Annotated in this window: 12 protein-coding genes; 5 read left to right on the forward strand and 7 right to left on the reverse strand. The window is 64.5% G+C overall.

Annotated features, from left to right (window positions below):
* Positions 1 to 23 precede the first annotated feature (23 nt).
* Positions 24 to 1,103 (reverse strand): penicillin-binding protein activator, encoded by a 1,080-nt coding sequence (locus M2320_RS10150; protein WP_264597168.1) that lies wholly within the window; start codon positions 1,101 to 1,103, stop codon positions 24 to 26.
* 279 nt (positions 1,104 to 1,382) lie between these two features.
* On the opposite strand from M2320_RS10150, the gene rsmI reads away from it, so the two are divergent.
* From rsmI to rpmF, 3 genes are all read left to right on the forward strand, one after another.
* Positions 1,383 to 2,303 carry a 16S rRNA (cytidine(1402)-2'-O)-methyltransferase gene (gene rsmI / locus M2320_RS10155; RefSeq protein WP_184429745.1) on the forward strand — a complete coding sequence of 307 codons (921 nt, stop codon included), beginning with the start codon at positions 1,383 to 1,385 and terminating at the stop codon, positions 2,301 to 2,303.
* Positions 2,300 to 2,671 (forward strand): YraN family protein, encoded by a 372-nt coding sequence (locus tag M2320_RS10160; protein WP_264597169.1) that lies wholly within the window; start codon positions 2,300 to 2,302, stop codon positions 2,669 to 2,671. Before rsmI ends, M2320_RS10160 begins: the two co-directional genes overlap by 4 nt.
* Positions 2,672 to 2,820: 149 nt before the next feature.
* Entirely contained in the window at positions 2,821 to 3,009 is a 189-nt protein-coding gene (rpmF, locus tag M2320_RS10165) for a 50S ribosomal protein L32 (RefSeq protein ID WP_184429743.1), read from the forward strand.
* Positions 3,010 to 3,065: 56 nt separating this feature from the next.
* On the opposite strand, the gene M2320_RS10170 is transcribed toward rpmF, so the two are convergent.
* From M2320_RS10170 to M2320_RS10180, 3 genes are all read right to left on the reverse strand, one after another.
* Positions 3,066 to 4,079 (reverse strand): restriction endonuclease, encoded by a 1,014-nt coding sequence (locus M2320_RS10170; protein ID WP_264597170.1) that lies wholly within the window; start codon positions 4,077 to 4,079, stop codon positions 3,066 to 3,068.
* Between the two features lie 156 nt (positions 4,080 to 4,235).
* Positions 4,236 to 4,961, reverse strand: coding sequence for an acetoacetyl-CoA reductase (phbB, locus tag M2320_RS10175; RefSeq protein ID WP_184429741.1), 726 nt, complete (start codon positions 4,959 to 4,961; stop codon positions 4,236 to 4,238).
* Between the two features lie 73 nt (positions 4,962 to 5,034).
* Positions 5,035 to 6,210: an acetyl-CoA C-acetyltransferase gene (locus M2320_RS10180; protein ID WP_184429740.1), complete on the reverse strand. Its 1,176-nt coding sequence runs from the start codon at positions 6,208 to 6,210 to the stop codon at positions 5,035 to 5,037.
* 307 nt (positions 6,211 to 6,517) lie between these two features.
* Here M2320_RS10180 and phaR point away from each other — a divergent pair, with 307 nt between their 5' ends.
* Positions 6,518 to 7,135: a polyhydroxyalkanoate synthesis repressor PhaR gene (gene phaR, locus M2320_RS10185; RefSeq protein ID WP_264597171.1), complete on the forward strand. Its 618-nt coding sequence runs from the start codon at positions 6,518 to 6,520 to the stop codon at positions 7,133 to 7,135.
* Between the two features lie 7 nt (positions 7,136 to 7,142).
* On the opposite strand, the gene M2320_RS10190 is transcribed toward phaR, so the two are convergent.
* Both M2320_RS10190 and gloB read right to left on the reverse strand, forming a co-directional pair.
* A complete protein-coding gene (locus M2320_RS10190; protein WP_264597172.1) occupies positions 7,143 to 8,918 on the reverse strand; it encodes a putative bifunctional diguanylate cyclase/phosphodiesterase in 1,776 nt (591 codons plus the stop codon).
* 290 nt (positions 8,919 to 9,208) lie between these two features.
* Entirely contained in the window at positions 9,209 to 9,979 is a 771-nt protein-coding gene (gloB, locus tag M2320_RS10195) for a hydroxyacylglutathione hydrolase (protein ID WP_264597173.1), read from the reverse strand.
* Positions 9,980 to 10,101: 122 nt separating this feature from the next.
* Here gloB and M2320_RS10200 point away from each other — a divergent pair, with 122 nt between their 5' ends.
* The gene (locus M2320_RS10200) at positions 10,102 to 10,860 is read left to right on the forward strand and encodes a class I SAM-dependent methyltransferase (RefSeq protein ID WP_184429797.1); all 759 of its coding nucleotides are present in this window, start codon (positions 10,102 to 10,104) and stop codon (positions 10,858 to 10,860) included.
* A gap of 1 nt (position 10,861) precedes the next feature.
* On the opposite strand, the gene M2320_RS10205 is transcribed toward M2320_RS10200, so the two are convergent.
* Positions 10,862 to 12,850: a M23 family metallopeptidase gene (locus tag M2320_RS10205; RefSeq protein ID WP_264597174.1), complete on the reverse strand. Its 1,989-nt coding sequence runs from the start codon at positions 12,848 to 12,850 to the stop codon at positions 10,862 to 10,864.
* Positions 12,851 to 13,450 lie beyond the last annotated feature (600 nt).

Consider the following 13,450-nt stretch of genomic DNA (forward strand, 5'->3'; position numbering starts at 1 on the left):
GGGGTTCCATCGCTTATCCCCGGTCAGGCGCCCGACAGGCTACGCGGCGCCGGGCTGACGACAATCGTGGAGCCGTTGTTGACCTGAAGCACCGACAAACCGCGCTCATTGCCGCCGTCCGGCCTGAAGCGGAACACGCCATCGGCGCCGTTGAATCCGGTGGGCGCCGCCAGAACCTCTTCGCTGAACCGGCGGGCGCCCTGGGTGCGCGCCAAGGCCGCGGCGAGCGACACGGAATCGTAGGCCAAAGTTGCGACGCGCGTGGGCTCGGAGCCGAATTTGGCGCGATAGCGCTGGGAGAATGCGTTGAAGCCCGCATTCTCCGGCGAGGCGAACCAGGCGCCCTGCAGCGCGGGCAGGCTCAGCACGCGGGAATCGTTCCACAGGCCGGTGCCGAGGATTTGCACTTTCTTGGAGTCGATCCCATTGGCGGTCAGCGCGCGGGCGACTTCCGGCATGGCCGGCGCTTGTTCCGGAATGAACAGCGTGTCGATCTGGTCGCCGAGCGCCGCGATCTTGCTGGCGGCCGCAGCCGCTCCGCCGGGCCTGTAGCGCTCGATCGCCGCCACGCGCATGTCGCGTCGTGCGGCGGAGGTCTGCAGGGCGCCAAGGGCGACATTGGCATAGTCGTTTTCCGGCGCCATCACGGCGATGGATTTCTTTCCGCGGCTGGCGGCGAAATCGACGATCCGGTCCACGTAGCCTTCGACCAGGAACGACAGAAGATAGACGTTCCGCGAGGTTACGGACATGTCGGTGGAAAAGGCGATGACTGGCTTGCCGGCGCCGCGCGCCACATCGGCGGCGGCGCGCACATCGGCGGCGAACAGCGGACCCAGGATCAGTTCGGCGCCGTCGTTGATCGCCGCCTGGGTGGCTTCCCGGGCGCCATCGGGCGTCGAGCGATCGTCCTTGACCAGAACGGTGATGTCGGTGGCGCCCGCCTCCGAGAGCGCGAGTTCGGCGGCGTTGCGCATGGACACGCCGACCGCGCTTTGTCCCGCGCCTTGGGTCAGCGGCAGGATCAGGCCGACCTTGACGGGCCCGGAGCCGATAACCCCGTTCGCGGTCCCAGGAAGAGCTGAGGATTGTACGGGGGTCACGGGCGCGTTCAGCGGCTCCTCGGCCCGGGTCGACGGCCCAAATCCCGGATTCAAGCAACCGGAAAGGGCCGCGAGCGCGCAGCAGCCGACAAGGCGAAGCAAGAAGTCCGTGGAAAGCCGCAATCGATTTCTCCGCGTTGCGCCGGGGGTCGGCTGACGCGCTTGACAGATCCTGAAGCTCAGTCATACGGCATAGGCGCGCAGTCTGGCAACCGAAAGCGGCGAATCGCCGTGGCCACGCCTGGATTGCCGCGCGTTTTCCTATCGAAAGGCGGCGCAATGGCGCAGGACCCGTCGCATCCGCAACCCATCTCCTCCTTCGTCGCGTTCGGGTTGCGCGCCGAGGTCGAGAAGATCGCGCCCGGCTTGCACGTCGTCGCCACGCCCATCGGCAATCTGCGCGACATCACCTTGCGCGCGCTGGCGACGCTCGCGGCCGCCGACGCTGTGGTCGCCGAGGACACGCGCGTCAGCCGCAACCTGCTGGCCCATTATGGAATCGCCACGCCGCTGGTCGCCTATCACGAGCACAATGCGGCGGTCATGCGGCCCATTCTGCTGGCGCGGCTGCAAAAAGGCGAAAGTCTGGCCTTGATCTCCGATGCGGGCACGCCGCTGGTCTCCGATCCCGGCTTCAAGCTGGTTACTGAGGCCTTGGCGGTTGGCCTGCCCGTGACCTCCGCGCCGGGCCCCTCGGCCGTGCTCGCCGCCTTGGTCGTCGCGGGCCTGCCGACCGACCGCTTCTTCTTCGAAGGGTTTCTGCCCGCCAAGAGCGGGGCCCGGCGGACGCGGATCGCGGAGCTTGCTTCCATTCCGGGAACGCTGGTGTTCTTCGAGTCGCCGCGCCGGCTGGCCGAAACCCTCGCCGATCTCGCCGCCGTGCTGGGCGCGCGGGACGCGGCCGTCGCCCGCGAGCTGACCAAACATTTCGAATCCGTGCGGCGCGGCGCGCTCGATCAACTCGCGGCGGATTATGAGCGGGACGGGCCGCCGAAAGGGGAAATCGTGCTGCTGGTGGCGCCGCCCGGCGAGGAGGCCCCCGCTTTGGCGGGACCGGCGCTGGATGACCGCATCCGCGCCGCCCTGCAAAAATTCTCGCTCAAGGACGCCGCCAGCATTGTCGCCGCCGAGACCGGCCAGCCCCGCCGGACGATTTACGCGCGCGCCCTGGAGCTCTCCAGCGAAGACAAGCGGGAATGAGCCGCGACCGGCAGCGGGCGCGCGCGTTCGGCCTCCGGGCCGAGACGCTAGCGTCCCTCTGGCTCCGGGCGAAATTCTTTCAGGTTGTCGCGCGCAATTTCACCGCGCCCGGCGGGGAAATCGACATTGTCGCCCGGCGCGGCGACGTCATCGCCTTCGTCGAGGTCAAGGCGCGGCCTCGGCTCGAAGATGCGCAGGAGGCGATCGGGGCCGCAAAAATCGCCCGCATTTCGCGTGCGGCGCGCTTCTGGCTGGCGCGCAACCCCTGGGCCGCCGGCTTCACCTTTCGCGGCGACGCGGTTTTTGTCGCGCCCGGCCGCGCGCCGTTGCATGTGGTCGACGCCTTCACGCTCGACATGTTTCGCTGATTTGGCCTGTTGGGACGGCTCCGCGTTTTTTTGTCGGGCGCTCTAGCCTTTTCACAAGTTTCTCTGTATGGAACGCGCTCTTGAATTTCCGCGCGCCCTCGGGATTGCGCGCCTTGTAAAGACTCGCGCGAGCGGGCACGGAGATTGAAATGGCTGTTCCGAAAAGAAAAACCTCGCCGATGAAGCGCGGCTTCCGTCGCTCGGCCGACGCGCTGGCCGCCCCGACCTATGTCGAGGACAAGGATTCCGGCGAACTGCGCCGCCCGCACCACGTCGATCTCAAGACCGGCATGTATAACGGCCGCCAGGTCCTGACGATCAAGTCTAAGGAAGACTGATCTCTCGTCAGAGAGTCCAGATCGAGGCCGGGTTTTCCCGGCCTTTTTCTTGGCCGCTACTCGACCTGTTCGAAGTCTGGCACGAGCAGCCGTTTCAGCGGGATCAGCTTGCGGAATCTGGCGTCGAGGCCGTCGTAGTATTTTTCGACGAGGCCGACGAATTCCGCGCCGTCGATCAGCTTCAGATTGGCCTTGGCGCGGGCGAACTCGCGCGCGGACGCCGTGTAGCCGCCGGTCGTGATGTAGATGCCGACGTCGCGCTCGTGGATCATCGCATAGAACGACTTGACCAGATCCGCCCCGATATTGCCGCCATGCGCCTTGACCTGGATCTTCAGAATCGGCGGCTCAATGCCCAGCTCGTCGCGGTGGGCGATGACATCGACGCCGTCATCGTGCGAGGCGCGGGTGGCGTGGGCGTTATAACCCATGGCGCGGAACAGGTCGGCGACAAAAGGCTCGATCGACGCGCCCTTCAACTCGGTCTTGAGTTTTTTTGAGATGAAATCTCGGGTGGTCTCGACGATGTCGCGCGCCACCACCGCTTGGGTATCGTCCTCGACCAGCGCGCTGGCGCTCTCGCCGGCGCCGGCCGGCGGCTCGAAACGGCGCACGAACTCTGAGATGAAATTGCGGATTTCGAAAATCGTCAGCGTGGCGCCCAGTTCGTAGAGCGCGCCTTGGGAAAACTCGTCCCGCGCCAGCGATTTCAGCCAGCGGACCCCGCGGCGGTGTGGGAAATCCGGATTGGTGGAGCGGTCATAGAGATAGGGCGTGGAGATTTCGCCCCACAACAAGGTGCGGTCGATTTTTCGTGGGTAGACGACGCGGTCGCCGATCTTCATCTCGTGGACGAACCGGAACAATTGTCCCGCCTGGATCGGGATCGCGCTCGCCTTTTGCCCGCAATCCTCGGCGAAGGCGGCCTTGAAGGCGGCGCGTTGCGCGGGGAGGGCGCTGACGTCGCGGTTGACGCTGAGAAAGCTGACCGCCAGCAGACCGTTTTCAATGAAGAGCGGGTCAGCTTCGCTCTCGCCCCCGGCGCGAATGGCCCAGACCCGGTAACTCATGATCCGTCCATGAAAATGCGCGGCCCGGGTGATCCAGTCCGCGGCTCGAGCGCTTCCAAACCGAAGCTCACGCTAGGACGATCATGGCGCCATTGCGCTTGAATGCAAGGGCAAGTCGCCGGTCCCGCGCTTTTCGCCTGGGACCGGCGCTTTCGATCACACCATGTACTGACCGCCATTCGCGGAGAGCGTCGAGCCGGTGATGAAGCCGGCGTCATCGGCGACCAGGAACACCACCGCGCGAGCGATTTCCTCGGGCTCGCCGAGACGGCCGACCGGAATGTGCGGGAGAATCGCCTTTTCCAGGACAGCCGGGTCGATGGCGCGGACCATTTCGGTGCCGATATAGCCGGGGCAGACCGCGTTCACGGTGATGCCGGCGCGGGCGCCTTCCTGGGCCAGCGCCTTGACGAACCCGATGTCGCCGGCCTTGGCGGCCGAATAGTTCACCTGGCCCATCTGACCCTTCTGGCCGTTGACCGAGGAAATGCAGACGATGCGGCCGAATTTGCGCGCGCGCATACCTTCCCAGACCGGGCGGCTCATGTTGAACAGCGAGTTCAGGTTGGTGTTGATGACGCCGTACCACTGTTCCTTGGTCATCTTGTGGAACATGCCGTCCTTGGTGATGCCGGCGTTGTTCACCAGAATGTCCACCGGGCCGAGGTCGGCTTCGACCTTGGCGACGCCGGCGGCGCAGGCGTCGAAATCGGACACGTCCCATTTGTAAACGGCGATGCCCGTTTCCGCCTTGAACTTTTCGGCGGCTTCGTCATTGCCGGCGTAGGACGCCGCGACCTTGTAGCCGGCCGCCTTCAGCGCCTTGGAAATGGCGGCGCCGATTCCGCGCGTGCCGCCGGTGACGATTGCGACTCGAGACATTCATTCCTCCCCTTTTTTCATGAAAAAATGACGCGCCGGCGCGCAGGCCCCGGCGCGTTGAAATCAATCGAGCTTAGCGCTCCACGGTCAGGGCGATGCCCATGCCGCCGCCGATGCACAGGGTGGCGAGACCTTTTTTCGCATCGCGCTTGAGCATCTCATGCAGCAGGGTGACGAGGATGCGGCCGCCCGAGGCGCCGATGGGATGACCGATGGCGATGGCGCCGCCGTTGACGTTCACCTTGGACGTGTCCCAGCCAAGCTCCCGGTTGACCGAGATCGCCTGAGCGGCGAAGGCCTCGTTGGCTTCGATCAGATCGAGATCCTGGATGTTCCAGCCGGCCTTGGCGAGCGCCTTGCGCGAGGCGGGAATCGGGCCAGTGCCCATGATGGCGGGATCGACGCCGGCGGTCGCCCAGGAGGCGATGCGGGCGATGGGCGTCAGGCCGCGCTTGGCCGCTTCCGCAGCGGTCATCAGGACGATGGCGGCGGCGCCGTCGTTGATGCCCGAGGCGTTGCCGGCGGTCACCGTGCCGTCCTTGCTGAAGGCCGGGCGCAGCTTGGCCAGCGCGTCATAGGTGACGCCGTCGCGGATGAACTCGTCGGTGTCGACGATGATGTCGCCTTTCTTGGTCGAGATCGTGTAGGGAAGGATCTCGTCCTTGAACCGACCGGATTTCTTCGCGGCTTCGGCCTTGTTCTGCGACGCCGTCGCGAACTGGTCCTGCTCCTCGCGCGTGATCTGGAATTTGGTGGCGATGTTTTCCGCCGTTGTGCCCATGTGGTAGCCATGGAAAGCGTCGGTCAGGCCGTCGCGCAACATGAGGTCCTGCAGCTTCAGTTCACCCATCTTCACGCCGGAGCGCAGATAGGCGGCGTGCTGCGACTGGGACATGCTCTCCATGCCGCCGGCGACGACGATGTTGGCGTCGCCATTGGCGATCTGCTGCAAGCCGAGCGCGACGGTGCGCAGGCCGGAGCCGCACAGCTGGTTGATGCCGAACGCGGTCTTCTCATCGGGAATGCCGGCCTTGCGGGCGGCCTGGCGCGCGGGGTTCTGCCCCTCGCCGGTGGCGAGAATCTGACCGAGAATGACCTCGTCGACATCGGCGGCCTCGACCTTGGCGCGTTCGAGAGCGCCCTTGATGGCGGCGGCGCCCAGATGGTGGGCCGGCACATTGGCGAAAGCTCCGCTGAAGGAGCCGACCGCAGTGCGGGCGGCAGAAACGATCACGACATCAGTCGACATGCAGATTCCTCCGGAAGGTCGCCGTGGCCCTTTTGGACGCGACATACATCGGCGACTTGCGGCTAGTTTGATCATTTCGCCCACCGCATGGTCAAGGCGGATGGCGGTTTGACCTATGGTCTTTTGGTTGTAGGGCGCGCGTTCACGCGAACGTGCAAGCTTGGCGGGTCGCCGACACGGAGGGTGGAGCGTATTAAGGAAATGACGTTAGCGATTCCCGAGAACTCGGCTTGCCAATTTCCCTGAACGGGGTTTTTCTTGCGCCAACGCAGTGAGCATCCGGCCGTCGGCCGAGCAGGACCGGGAAATGACCAACGAAAAGCAGCCTGTCACGATCAAGAAATACGCAAATCGCCGCCTCTACAACACCGGCGCCAGCGCTTACGTGACTTTGGACGACCTCGCGGAAATGGTGAAGGCCGGCGAGGACTTCGTCGTTTATGACGCCAAGAGCGGCGAAGACATTACCCGCTCGGTGCTCGCGCAGATCATTTTCGAGCAGGAAGGCAAGACCGGCCAGAACCTGCTGCCGATCCGCTTTCTGCGCCAGTTGATCCGTTATTACGGGGATTCGATGCAGATGCTCGTGCCGAGCTATCTCGAATTTTCCATCGAGCGGCTGGCCTCCGACAGCCAGAAATTCCGCGATCAGTTCGATGCCGCCTTCACCGCCAATCCGCTCGCCAATCCCCTGGCGACGCCGACCCGGCAGATGTTCCAGTCCATGGAGGAGCAGGCGCGCAAGAACATGGTGATGTTCCGCGAGGCGCTGCAGATGTTCTCGCCTTTTGGCGCGACCGGAGCCGCAACCGGGGCGGTGACAGATCAGACCAAGGCCGGCGCGGTTGACGAGCTGAGCGAGATGCGCGCGCAGCTCGCCGACATGAAGAAGCGGATCGACAGCCTGACCCGGAAAGACGGATAAGCCCAGCTCAGACTTGCGCCGCCGCCTCGGGAACGGCGGCGGCGGCGAAGAAATCGCCTTGCAGATAGTCCACGCCCCAGTCGGTCAGGATTCTCGCGGTTTCGGCGTCTTCGACCCATTCGGCCACCACGGGCAGGCCGACATGGCGCGCGAGCTCGACCAGAGTTTTCACGAAGAAGCGGTCGTCGGCGGAGCGCGACAGGTTCTGCACGAAGGCGCCGTCGATCTTGACCAAATCGAAATTGAAGCGGCGCAGATTTTTGAACGAGGTGTGACCGGCGCCGAAATCGTCCATGGCCACCCGCGCGCCAAATGTCTTGATTTCGTCGACGGCGCGCACGGTCGCGTCGATGTCTTCGATCGCGCAGGTTTCGGTGAATTCGACCATCAGGCGTTTGGCGAGCTCGGGGAAGGCGCCCAGGCTGGCGCGCAAATGAGCGATGAAGCCGGCGTCTCTCACGGTGCGGCCGGACATGTTCACGGACAGATGCAGAGTGCGATCCTCGGCCAGCCTCTTCAGGGCGAGTTCGAGGATTCGATGATCGACCCTCTGGATCAGCTCGGATTTCTCGGCGGTCGGCAGGATCGATGACGGCGACACCAGCGCGCCATCCTTCTGGCGCAAGCGCATCAGCGCCTCATAGAGCGCCGGCGCGCCCGTGCGCGTGTCGATCAGGGGTTGCAAGGCCAGCACGATCCGCCCGTCGTTCAAGGCCGAAACGATTTCGTCCGAGACCTTCAACGCCTTTGCGCGTGAATCTTCTCGCATCAGGGACGGCTCGTAGATGACGAGCCGCGCTCCACCCGGCTGTCGCGCGAGGTCGAGGGCCTCCTCGGCGTTCTGGAAAAGCAAATGCGCGGCGCGCCCATTGCGGGGCGCCACGACCGCGCCCACGCGCAGCTTCGCCGCCACGGGACCTGCCGCGGTTTCAAAGGGCTGGTCGCCGATCATGTCGATGAGCCGCTCGGCGGCGGCGGTCAATTCCTCAGCGTCGCAATTTTCCAGCAACAAGGCGAATTTGTTGCCGGCATAGCGTGCGACAATATCGCGTTCGCGGCAATTGATCCGCAGGCGCTGCGCGATCCCCGCGATCACCTGGTCGGCGATATCGTAACCATAGGAGCGGTTGAGCACAAAAACATTGTCGATCGCCGCCAGCAGCGCGGCGAAGCTCTGCTTCTTTTTGGCCGCCTGCGCGAAAAATAGCGGGGCTTGTTCAAGCAGGCTGGCGCGGTTGAGCACGCCGGTGAGCGTATCGAAGCGGGATGTGAACGCCAGTTGGCGCTCCTGCTTGTAGCGTTCCGTGATAATGCGCACCAAGCCATGCGCGCGCGCCGGCCGACCGTCGGAGCCGGCGAACCAGCGTCCCGTGTCTTCGATCCAGATGGTCGCCGCGCGCGTTTCATGCGGAACCAGGCCGTAGCAGATCTGGAACGGCACGCCCTTTCCGCAATCTGTTCCCGAGGAGCGCGCAATGGCTTCGTAGCGCGAGCTTTCGCTTTCGTGAGACAGGCGCTCGGCGAAGGCGCGGCCGGTTGAGATGGATGCGAGATTGGCGACGCCGAGCACTGCCGCGACATTGGGGCCCCAGTTGATCTGGTCGCTGCGTAGGTCCCAGTCGTAGACCACTTCGCCAAGCGAATCGAGAATGCGGCGGGGATCCGGCGCCTCAGTCAGGGTCGAAAACGGCGCGCTGTCGCCGGTCCTGGACGCTTCGCGCAGCGGCGGCGCCAGCGGGAGGATGGGACGGGGCGGCGGCGCAAGCGGCGGTTGGCTGGGCAAGGCGCTTTCGGGCGCCAGACGCCGCTCTACGCCTGGGCCGACCTCCTCCCGAGCGATTGGCCCGTCGTCTTCGGTCGTGGTCGTCTTTGGCGGGTCAGGCGACTTGGACGCGTCAGGCGAACTGGGCGCGTGAGGCGTCTGGGGCGCGCGAGAGGCCAAATAGCGAAGCTGCACGGGCGTGGTTCCGAGACTCGGGTTGGGCTCCAGGTTTGACGCCCTTCCGGTTAAAAGCGCGTATAGAAGCGCTGCAAAGCCCGGAGCGCTGTTAAGCCTGGAGCGCCGGGCGACGCTCAGGCCCGATTCTTTCGTTCTCTCAATTCTGCGAACACCGCGTCCGCATCGGCTCGGTCCATGCCCAGAGTTCGGCGCACAGCCACATCGTCCGCCCGCAAGAACGGGTTGGTCGCGCGTTCCCGCCCGATCGTCGTCGGCAGTGTGAAGGCGCCCTGCGCCCGCAAGCGCTCCGCCTCGACCATGCGCTCCCGCAGCGCGCTGTTGGTCGGATCGACCGTGAGAGCGAAACGCCCGTTGGCCACAGTATATTCATGGCCGCAATAGACCTTGGTCTCCGGCGGAAGCGCGGCCAGCCGCATCACGCTGGCGCGCATCATCGGCATGTCGCCTTCCATCACCCTGCCGCAGCCGAGTGAAAACAGCGTGTCGCCGGTGACGACCACGGCCTCGGCCGGAAGGTGATAGCAGACATGGCCCAGCGTGTGCCCGGGGGTTTCGAGGACACGCGCGGAACTGCGCCCGATGGCGATCTGATCGCCGTCGATGACGGCGAGATCGAGTGGAGGCAGTCGATGCGCGTCCTTGCGGGTGCCAACCACGCGCGCGTCGGGAAAGCGCGCTTTCAGGGCCGCCACGCCGCCGATGTGGTCGTGGTGGTGATGGGTGATCCAAATGTCGGTCAGCCGCCAGCCCGCGGCGTCGAGCGCCGCGCCGATCCGGTCCGCCTCGGGGGCGTCGAAGGCGACCGTCGCGCCTGTCTCGGGATCATGCGCCAGCAGCCCGAAATTGTCGCTCAAACATTGAAAAAGCTGAAACTGCAGGGCCATGCGCGCGCTCCGAACCGAGGGATGCGCGAGATTACCGGGGCTGCGGGGAAATGCACATGCGGGATTTCGCATGGGGTCCGGAAGGACTTGCGCGCCTGCGTTTTTTGTGGCGATCCTGTCCCATGGCGCTCGATGTCACCGATCTCCGCAGTTTCTACGCGTCTTCCCTGGGGAAAACCGCCCACAATCTGGTTTGCGCGCATCTTGCGCGTCGTTGGGACAATCTCGCCGGTCTGTCCGTGCTGGGCATGGGCTATGCGACGCCCTATCTGGATCGGTTTCGCGGCCAGCCGCTTCGCTTGCTCGCGATGATGCCCGCCGAACAGGGGGTGGTGAACTGGCCGTCCGAGGGGGCCTCGGCCTCGGCGCTGATCGACGACACCATGCTGCCGCTTCCCGATTCGTGCATTGACAGGGTTCTGCTGACTCACGCCCTTGAGACCGCCGAACATCCGCGCGAACTGCTCGAGGAAATTTGGCGCGTTTTGACGCCCGGTGGACGATTGATGGTCGTCGCGCCGAATCGCTCGGGGCTCTGGGCCCGCCTCGATTCGACGCCGTTTGGCCATGGCCGGCCGTTTTCGCGTGGCCAGTTGCTGGATCTGCTGCGGGAATCGCTGTTTTCGCCGATCTATTGGAGCGAGGCGCTGTACACGCCGCCCTTGGATCGGGCCGTGGTGCTGCGGCTCGCCCCGGCCATCGAAGGCGTGTCGGCGAAATTGTCGCTGCCGGGCGCCGGCGTGATTCTGGTGGAAGCGACTAAGCAACTGTACCGGCTCGTCGGCGCGCGGCGCGTGCGGCGAAGCTTGCCGGAACTGGCGCCGGCCCTCACGCCCGCGCTGGCGCCGCGTCCACTCGGGTCCGGTCGGGACCTGCGTTGACCTATTTGCCCGCGACCTGGGAGCTGTTCGGCGCCTTGGCCATCAAGCCGTCGATCCGGTCGCGCTCCTTCTTGAAATCCACGAGCGGCTTGCCCTCGAACTGGCGTGTTTTCGCCAGGCGGACGCGGAGCGGATCGACGAAATGGCCGTTCACGATCACCTCGTAATGGAGGTGAGGGCCTGTCGCGAGTCCCGAAGCGCCGAGATAGCCGACGATCTGGCCCTGCTTGACGTGGGCCCCCTCACGCAGGCCGCGCGCAAATGCTGACATGTGGTTGTAGGTGGTCACATAGCCGTTGTTGTGCTCGATCTCGACGCGACGCCCGTAACCCGAATCCCAGCCCGCCTTGATGATCGTTCCATTGCCGGCCGCGAAGATCGGCGTGCCGATCGGCGCCGCCCAATCCACGCCGTTATGCGGGCGGGAGTAATGCAGGATGGGATGAAAGCGCATGCCGAAACCGGAGCGCAGCTCTCCAGAGGCGATCGGCTTTCGCACCAGGAATTTTCGGGTCGATTTGCCGGTGGGGTCGAAATAGTCGACGCCCTGGTCGTCCGGCGACTGAAACCGGTAATATTTGTAGGTCTCTCCGCGGGCCGTGATCGACGCATAGAGCAGCTCGGCGTGATCGCCATCCTCGCCATTGTCGAAAAAGGCGTCGATGGAATCGCCGCCGGCGACCGGTCGCTGGAAATCGACGTCATTGCTGAACGTGCGGACCATCTGGTCGATGATCGGGCGCGGAATGTCCTGCTTGAGCGCAGTCTCATAGAGCGAGTTGTAGAGTCGCATGCCGCCCGAATCGTCGTCGTCGTCATCGTCGCTCTGCTGCGACTTGCGCGCCTTGGCGCCTGCGTCAGCGGTCGGCGCGTTTTCGAGCAGGAGATATCGACCGCTGTCCGCCAGTGCGACGGACGCCTTGATCTTGTCCTCATCGTAGACGGTGAGGCGCGCCAACTGGAGCGTGGCGGCCGCCTCCGTTTCCGCGAAGGACAATTTGACCCGGCGTCCCTCGGAAATGGCTTCGCTGGCGCGGCGCGAACTGAATGCGTCTTTTACCGCGGCAATGGTGGGTTTCGGCACGCCGGCGGCGGTCAAGACCTCCTCGAGCCCTTCGCCCCGGCGGATGACGGCCAGCTTGTCCTTGGCGTTGCGCGCCGCATCCGCGTCGCCGATGGGGTTCGTCGTGCGCGGCGCCAGGGTGACGTTTTCTGGAACCATCCGCACTTCAATGGATGAGAAGGGCGAGCTGACATTGATGTTGCCGGGCGTCGCATAGGCCAGACCGGGGCCATTGGCGTCGAAGGACGCGCGGCTGGTGCGCATCAGAAGCAATTGAGGGGGAAGCGTCGGCGAGGCCTTCGCGCCGTTTGACTGCGCATGCTTGAGCGTTTCGTCGACCTGCGCGCGCACCTCGTCGAGGGACAAGCCGCCATTGGGCGCGGCGAACTGGCTTGCTGACAGGTCCGCCACGGTAAAACTGACTTCGGCGATGTCGGGCGCAGGCGCGGCTTCAGGCGCCTCGGGCGCCGGGTTGCTGGAATCAGAAAGCAGTTTCAGCGGATTGAATTCCGGAACGTCAGCGCTCAGTCCCGTATCGGACATGGTGAGCGTCGTCGACACGCGCGTAAACGTCCTGGTCTTGATGACCTCGTGGTCACCGACCTTGATCGCAGTCGGCGTTTTGTAGGTCTGTTTCGCGGCGACGATATCAACCGATTTGATCAGCCGGTCGCCTTTCGCCGGGTTCACCTTCTCGCTCTCGCCCTGGTCCCTCCTGTTCAACAAGGCGCGCGTCGGCGCTTCGGCGAAGTTCGCCTCGCGATCGAAGGCGGCATAAATGGCGCCGCCAAGCAGACCTGCTCCGATCAGTCCGGTGAGCCCCGAGCCGGCGAGCCATCGCAGCGACACGCGCCGCGCCGACTCTCCGCGTCGCTCGCCGCGCACGTCGAGCGGCGGCTCAGCGCCGGTCGCGGCGGAGAATCTCATGCTCCGGGTAGAAGATGCTGAGCGGAATGCCATGAACTCGACCGATGGCGCCAAAGATTCGGCCTCAGAGGGACCTTGACTGACAGAGATAACGTCAAAACTCAGCTCTGTCTCCTGCCCCCAAACAAAGGCGCGGCCATATACATCGGCAAAACATGGCTCAAATGCGACGGGCCTTCCCGGGAGCCGTCCGCATCCCGTATCCCGTTGAAATTTCATAAGGATCAAACTTTTTTCATTTTTTTGTCATTGGCGGCTTGACGGTTCGGTCGGGGAGGTCCTATAAGCCACCCATCGACGGCGTCGCTGCCGGTCACTGGCGGCGGACGCTGACGCGTCTTCTCTAAACCTTCGTGGGTTTGGCCGGCTAGGTCGCCGGGGATGACGCGTCGCTGAAGGATCGGGTTGACACCTTAGGGTGTGAGGCTTAAATTCTTCGGCCCCGCTGTTTGACAATCGCATCGGAAGAAAGAGAAACGTGGACGGCGGAAGTCCTTGCGTTGACCTTCGAGGAAACTTGAAGGTCTTTCATGAGGAACAAACCGACGATCACGTATCTTAAGTTCATCGCGATACTTTTGAGCTGTGAAGCTCGAGTGT

Origin of the sequence: Rhodoblastus acidophilus (genome assembly GCF_025961575.1) — a bacterium.
Lineage (GTDB): Bacteria > Pseudomonadota > Alphaproteobacteria > Rhizobiales > Beijerinckiaceae > Rhodoblastus > Rhodoblastus acidophilus_C.